This window comes from Staphylococcus sp. HMSC62A08, from assembly GCF_001839105.1.
GTDB classification, from domain to species: domain Bacteria; phylum Bacillota; class Bacilli; order Staphylococcales; family Staphylococcaceae; genus Staphylococcus; species Staphylococcus caprae.
The window spans coordinates 239,546-246,901 of record NZ_KV840039.1; the positions used below are offsets into that span (position 1 = coordinate 239,546).

General features: G+C 32.2%; 5 protein-coding genes. All 5 read right to left on the minus strand.

Going from position 1 to position 7,356, the window contains the following annotated elements:
- Nucleotides 1–10 precede the first annotated feature (10 nt).
- Nucleotides 11–1,981, minus strand: a complete 1,971-nt coding sequence (gene mutL, locus HMPREF3264_RS07105) for a DNA mismatch repair endonuclease MutL (RefSeq protein WP_070872700.1) — start codon at nucleotides 1,979–1,981, stop codon at nucleotides 11–13.
- Nucleotides 1,982–1,996: 15 nt separating this feature from the next.
- Complete coding sequence (gene mutS / locus HMPREF3264_RS07110; RefSeq protein ID WP_070872701.1) at nucleotides 1,997–4,615, minus strand: DNA mismatch repair protein MutS; 2,619 nt, start codon at nucleotides 4,613–4,615, stop codon at nucleotides 1,997–1,999.
- Between the two features lie 202 nt (nucleotides 4,616–4,817).
- Complete coding sequence (gene thiW, locus HMPREF3264_RS07115) at nucleotides 4,818–5,312, minus strand: energy coupling factor transporter S component ThiW (protein WP_002442623.1); 495 nt, start codon at nucleotides 5,310–5,312, stop codon at nucleotides 4,818–4,820.
- A gap of 23 nt (nucleotides 5,313–5,335) precedes the next feature.
- Nucleotides 5,336–5,701: a YlbF/YmcA family competence regulator gene (locus HMPREF3264_RS07120; RefSeq protein WP_070872702.1), complete on the minus strand. Its 366-nt coding sequence runs from the start codon at nucleotides 5,699–5,701 to the stop codon at nucleotides 5,336–5,338.
- Between the two features lies 1 nt (nucleotide 5,702).
- A complete protein-coding gene (miaB, locus tag HMPREF3264_RS07125; protein ID WP_002442620.1) occupies nucleotides 5,703–7,247 on the minus strand; it encodes a tRNA (N6-isopentenyl adenosine(37)-C2)-methylthiotransferase MiaB in 1,545 nt (514 codons plus the stop codon).
- Nucleotides 7,248–7,356: the final 109 nt, after the last annotated feature.

Sequence of the window (7,356 nt, forward strand, 5' to 3'; positions counted from 1 at the left end):
AGCAGCTCCTCTACATCACTCGTTTAAATAGTTTTTCGAGTTCATAATTTGAAAAATTGATAATAATCGGTCTGCCATGAGGACAAGTAAATGGATCTTCAGCTTCTCTAAGTTGATCAATTAAATCTGACATTTCATTATTTTTCAAGTAATGATTTGCTTTAATAGACTTTTTACAAGACATCATGATTGCAACTTCTTCTCGTATTTTTTTAACGTCTACTTTTTTATGTTCTAATACTAAATTAATCATATCTTTAATAATTTCTTCAGCATCGCCTTTAGGGAACCAGACAGGATAACTATTTACAATATAATCATGTCCGCCAAAGTGTTCTAGATGTACACCAACTCTATCTAATTCGTCTTGATATTGATCGATAATCATTTGCTCATCTTTTGAAAAATGGAACGTAAGCGGAATCAATAAATTTTGGACTTCATTGGTAACTTCGCCAATTTTCTCTCTAAAGTATTCGTACTTAATTCTTTCTTGCGCTGCATGTTGGTCAATCATAAACATTCCATTTTCGTTTTGAGCAATGATATATGTGCCATGTACTTGTCCAACAACTTCCATATAAGGAACACGGCGATGAGGCGATTTACTTATAGTGCCTTTAATATCATCTACTTTTGCTGATGATGAATCTAATTCATTATATTGATCATTTTCAATTTCATTTAGAATATCTTTTTGATTTTGGAAGTAATTATCTTCACTCGTACGTTGTATATAGTGAGAGGAATCAGAATTAGAATTTTCTACATCAATCGTCGAATTGTCATATTCATATTTTTGGCCCGAATCTTCATTTACTACCGAATTATCGCTATCCGAACGATATCCATTTTCAGAAGATTGATATGATGAAGCTGATTGATTAGACGCATTAGAATTATTTCTTTTTTCAAAATCCATTTTCTGCTGTTCAAATGATTCAAGAACTTTATTCTTTTTAGGTGAACGGTCTAAATCATTTTGAGGAATTAATATTCTGTCTTTAAACGCCTCTCTGATTTTTTCTACTATTAGAGCAAATAGCTGTTCTTCTTTAGATAAACGTACTTCAAGTTTAGTAGGATGTACATTGACATCCACTAATATAGGATCCATTTGAATATTAATGTAGCAAATCGGATATCTCCCAATTGTCAGTAACGTATGGTAACCCTCGATAATAGCTTTATTTAGCAAGAAATTTTTAATGTACCGACCATTGATAAAAATTGAAATATAATGCTTATTACTTCTTGAATGTTCAGGTTTAGCTACGAAACCTTCAAGATGATAGTCGCTTGTGTCTCCTGAAATGTGAACTAAGTCTTTAGCAACTTTCATACCGTAAATTTCTGCCATCACTTCATTTGTACGACCTGATCCATTCGTACTAATTAAGGTTTTACCATCTGATACTAAAGAAATTCTAATATCAGGATGACTCATCGCCATTCTATTTACTATATCTGTAATCTTTCCTAATTCGGTATATAGACTTTTAATGTATTTCAGACGTGCTGGCGTATTATAGAATAAAGATTCTACTAGAATATCTGTTCCTTTTTTAGCTTTAGCAGGCTTACTGTTAATAATTTCTCCATTCTCTGCATATACTTCGAAGCCATTTTCATTATCAGTACACGTTTTCAATGTAACTTTAGCCACTGAAGAAATACTTGCTAAAGCTTCGCCACGAAATCCTAATGTTCTGATATGAAATAAATCATCATCAGCATCTATTTTACTAGTTGCATGTCGATGGAAAACTAAGCCTAAATCATCTTGTTCAATACCAGTCCCATTATCTACTACTCTAATTGAAGCAACACCTGATTGTTCCACTTCAACATTAATTTCAGTAGATTCAGCATCTATGGCATTTTCTAACAATTCTTTAACTACAGAACTTGGTCTTTCCACGACTTCTCCAGCTGCGATTTTATTAGCCAAAGAGGTTTGTAATTCTTTTATTTTTCCCATTGTTTACACCTACCTCTATCTTAATTGTTTCTGTAAATCACTTAATTTCACAAGTGCTTCTATAGGCGTCATATTGGATAAGTTTAAATTTTTAATTTCTAATTCAATTTCACTTTGTTGATCGTTATTTTCAAATAAATCAAATGAGGCTTGTTCAAAATCATTTTTAGAATTTATTGTTTTTTCAGTATTAATAGAATTATTACTTTCATTAGTAGAAAGACGACCTTCATGATTATCTTGAGATAATTCATTAGGCATGATTTGATCTGAAGGTTTTTGTTCAAATTCATCGAGTATAATTTGAGCTCTATTAATCACTTCTTCTGGTAAATCAGCAAGTTTGGCAACTTGAATACCGTAACTGTCATCGACCGCACCATCTTTAACTTTATGCAAGAAAATGAGTTCTCCCTTATATTCGTTAGCAGCCACGTGCACGTTCTTTAAACATGGAAGCATTTGATCTAAGGTGGTCAATTCATGATAATGCGTTGAAAATAGTGTTTTAGCATGAGAAGTTTGAGCGACGTATTCAATCATGGCTTGAGCTAGAGCTAGCCCATCATATGTAGATGTTCCTCTACCAATCTCATCAAAAATAATTAGACTATTCTCAGTAGCATAAGTTAAAGCCTTTTGCGCCTCTAACATTTCTACCATGAAGGTACTTTTACCTGATACTAAATCATCTGCAGCACCAATCCTAGTGAAGATTTGATCAAATACAGGTAATACAGCAGAATCACATGGTACATAGGCACCCATTTGAGCCATGATACTAATAATAGCAACCTGTCTCATATACGTAGATTTTCCAGACATATTTGGCCCTGTAATAAGATAAATGAATGTGTCATTGTCTAGATTGCAATCATTTGGCACATAATCATTATGATCCATCACGCGCTCTACAACCGGATGTCTAGAGTTTTCTAATTTTAATGTTTTATCATCACTAAACGAAGGTCGTACATAATTATATTTTTGAGCAATTTCTGCGAAACTTTGCAAACAATCTAATTCAGAAATAATTTTTGCTTGTTTTTGTAATCTCTCAGTATACGTTTTAATATGGTCTCTTAATTTAACAAATAATTGATATTCTAATTCAATTGCTTTATCTTCTGCTCCTAAAATAATGTCTTCTTTTTCTTTAAGTTCATCCGTTATAAATCGTTCGGCGTTGGACAATGTTTGTTTGCGATTATAACCAAATTCACTAGGTTCAAACCCTTGTAGATTTGCACGAGTAATTTCAATAAAGTATCCAAAAACTTTATTAAAACTAATTTTTAAAGACTTAATTCCTGTTCGAGCACGTTCTTTCGCTTGTAACTCTGCTAACCAAGTTTTACCATTCTTAGAAGCTTCTAAATACTCATCTAATTGCTCATTAAATCCAGTCTTAAATAGACCACCATCTTTGACTGAAATAGGTGGTTCTTCAACTAAACTTTCCTCTAAAAGTTCTAAAAGATCATCAAGGGGTTCTAAATCACTAAATTGTGATGTAGTCTGAGCATCTAATTCGTTGAGCAATGCTTTAATATTAGGAATTTCTGAAATCGAATGTTTGAGTTGTATCAAGTCTCTTGCATTCACATTACCATAACTAACTCTGCCGACTAATCGTTCAATGTCATAAACTTGATTTAAATAATTGCGTAGCGTATCTCTCTCAATAAAACGATTGATAAATTCCTCTACGATGTTCAATCTTTCGTTAATTTGATTTTTGTTAATTAAAGGTCGATCAACCCATTGCTTCAGTCGTCTTGCACCCATTGGCGTTTTTGTTTCATCCATTAACCAAAGTAATGTACCTTTTTTCGATTTAAGTCTAATGCTTTCAGTTAGCTCTAAATTACGCTTAGCATAGAAATCCATTTTCATAAAATCAATTGCTGCGTATTCAGCTACTTCTTCAATATGTGATAAATCTCTTTTTTGAGTATGATGTATATAATCTAACAGTAATTGTGTGGACTTGAACATTTGATTATGAGTTAACTGGTTAGTGTTATACTGCATTTCTGAAATATTCTCACGCACTGTAACTGTTTCAGTTGTCATGCTTATTTGACGTTTTAATTCTTCTGGCAATTCTTCATTTACAACTATTTCATTAGGATTAATTGTCGTAATTTCATTCAGTAATGTTGCTTCATCTTGAAAATGAGTAGCCTTAAGTTCTCCGGTAGAAACATCACAATAACTTAATGCATACACTTCATCTTTAACAAAACTTAAAATATAATTGTTTTGCTTTTCGTCCACGCCGCCTTGTTCCATCACTGTACCCGGCGTGACAATTCTAACAACTTCTCTTTTTACCATGCCTTTAGTCTGTTTAGGGTCTTCCATTTGTTCACATATTGCAACTTTATAACCATTGTTGATTAATGTCTCAATATAGCTATCAGCTGAATGATAAGGTACGCCACACATAGGGATAGGATTTTCCTTTTTAGCATCTCTCTTTGTTAAAGTAATTTCAAGAACTCTTGAAGCTTCTTTCGCATCTTCAAAGAACATTTCATAGAAATCGCCGAGTCTAAAAAATAATAAACAATCGTCATATTCAGATTTTATTTTTAAATATTGTTGCATCATTGGTGTTACATTAGCCATTTCTATTTTCACAACCCTTATTTATAAATATTTTTCTAATTTTAATATTTTTTACATACGCTTTTAACTCATACATTTTAACATATATAAATACAACTCGCTTAACCAAAAAAGTGTATAAAAAAGTACGCTTTAACATGAGACAAAATTGTTTTAACCCCAATATTTAACCCCTCACTAATAAAGCGTACCTGTAAATAAATCATTTCTTATTAAATTTATCCAATAGACCACGTCTTTTCAAAACAATAAGTAATATATAACTTATTAAAGAACCTATAACACTTGAAACTATAAATGCTATCATTAATGGTCTAACTAAAAAGTTATCAAAATTCATAAACCATGCTAAAGGAATACACATTAAACTTCCTATTACTCCGGTTCCCAATACTTCCCCCACAGCTGCCATAAAGATATGTTTTCTATACATATAAAATAAACTAGAAAGGAATACCCCAATCATGCTTCCCGGGAATGCAAACACACTACCTGTGCCAAAACTCACTCTGAAAATTGAGGAAATAAATGCTTGAGCTAAGCCATACCATGGTCCAACAAAGACTGCACATAATACATTAATAAAATGTTGAACGGGTGCTGCTTTAATCGGTCCTAATGGTATTACGATAAGACTACTAAGTACTATATTAATAGCTATCAAAATTGCGGTTATAGTCAATTTCCTTACTTTCATAGCATTTACTCCTCATTTAGAATTTACTCTTTATGTTCTCGTTCATTATGTTCATTAAGTCGGTCTTCCATTGTTTTAATCATCATCTGCAGCAAATCATTGGCATCATATTGTGCTGACCTGAATTCTTCAACTATTGGCAATTGATTAATTTCATTTTCGATATGATGAATTTGATTCTCTGATTGCTGAAATGCGTTATCTTTACCATAATTTTGAAAATTAACGGATTGTTTTTGTTGCTTTTTAAGATTTTTCATCTTATTTTCAATTGTTTTATTATTATGGATTTGCTTTTCAATAGTTTGGTAATCTTTAACAATCTCCAAATTATTAATTCGATTTGCAAGGGTATCAGCATGTTTTAAGATATCCTCTTTTGAATACATACTATTGAACCACCATCTCACTTTGATGTTCTCCAACAAAAGTTCCATTTAATGAGTACTGTTTGGCTTCATCAATTTTCACATCAACAAGTTTTCCAATCATTTCTTTTGGAGCTTTAAAGTTTACTAGTTTATTCTTAGCAGTGTATCCAGCTAATACAGTATCATCTTTTTTACTTGAACCTTCACATAGTACTGTGACAATTTCACCTTCATATTGGCTCATTGCTTTTTGAGAGTACTCTCCAACTTTTTTATTTAATCTTTGTAGACGTTCCTTTTTAACTTCAGTTGGAACGTTATCTTTCATTTTTGCAGCTGGTGTACCGTCTCTTTGTGAATACAGATAAGTATATGCATGTTCAAATTCAACTTCATCATATAGTGATAATGTTTCTTCAAATTGTTCTTCTGTTTCATTTGGATAACCTACGATGATATCTGTGGTTAGAGCAATATCAGGAATAGCATTTTTTATTCTACTTACTAAGTCAAGATAACTTTCTCTAGTATATTTGCGTCCCATAATTTTTAAAACAGCGTTATTACCAGATTGAACTGGCAAGTGAATATGCGGAACGATATTACCACCATTAGCAATGACTTCAATCATACGATCTGTAAAGTCCCAAGGATGGCTTGTAGTAAAACGTACTCTAGGAATATCAATTTTAGAGATGTCCTCTAATAAGTCACCCAAACCATAATCTAATCCTTCAATATCTTTACCATAAGAGTTAACGTTTTGTCCTAGTAAAGTGATTTCTTGATAACCTTCCCTAGCTAATTCTCTCACTTCATTAATAATATCTTCAGGACGACGACTACGTTCCTTACCTCTTGTAAATGGAACGATACAATATGTACAGAATTTATCGCAACCATACATGATATTCACCCAAGCTTTGATGCTACCTTCACGTACTTTAGGTAAGTTTTCAATTACATCGCCCTCTTTAGACCACACTTCAACTACCATAGCTTTTGATAGATAAGCTTCTTCTAAAATTTCAGGCAAATGATGAATATTATGTGTACCAAAAATCATATCTACATTTTGATAAGATTTCAAAATCTTATTCACTACGGATTCTTCTTGAGACATACAACCACAAACGCCAATTAGACACTCAGGACGTTCTTTTTTAAGATGTTTTAAATTCCCAATCTCACTAAACACTTTGTTTTCAGCATTTTCACGAATCGCACAAGTATTAATTAAAATAACGTCAGCTTGATTAATATCTGAAGTCGCACTATAACCTAAAGCTTTCAATATCCCCGCCATGACTTCGGTATCATGTGCATTCATTTGGCAACCATACGTTTTAATTAAAAATGTTCGTCCGTTACCCATACCTTTATATTTTTCATCAATGTGGAAATCTCTATTATATTGTACTTCTTGTTTCCCACGTTTCTTTGCTTCTTTCAAACTTGGCGGTTGATACACTTGTTCAAAGTATTTGCTATAGTCTTTTTCAGCTTTGCGATCACGTTCAGCTAAAATATTTATCGTACCAGCTTTTCTTTGTTCTTCATTCACTTTGAAAAATCCTTTCTATATGCCCATAATCATTATTTCATTATATTAAATTTAAGATTAAAGTGCAAAAAGACGCTGACATATGCTTTTGAAAAATTTTATAAAAAAA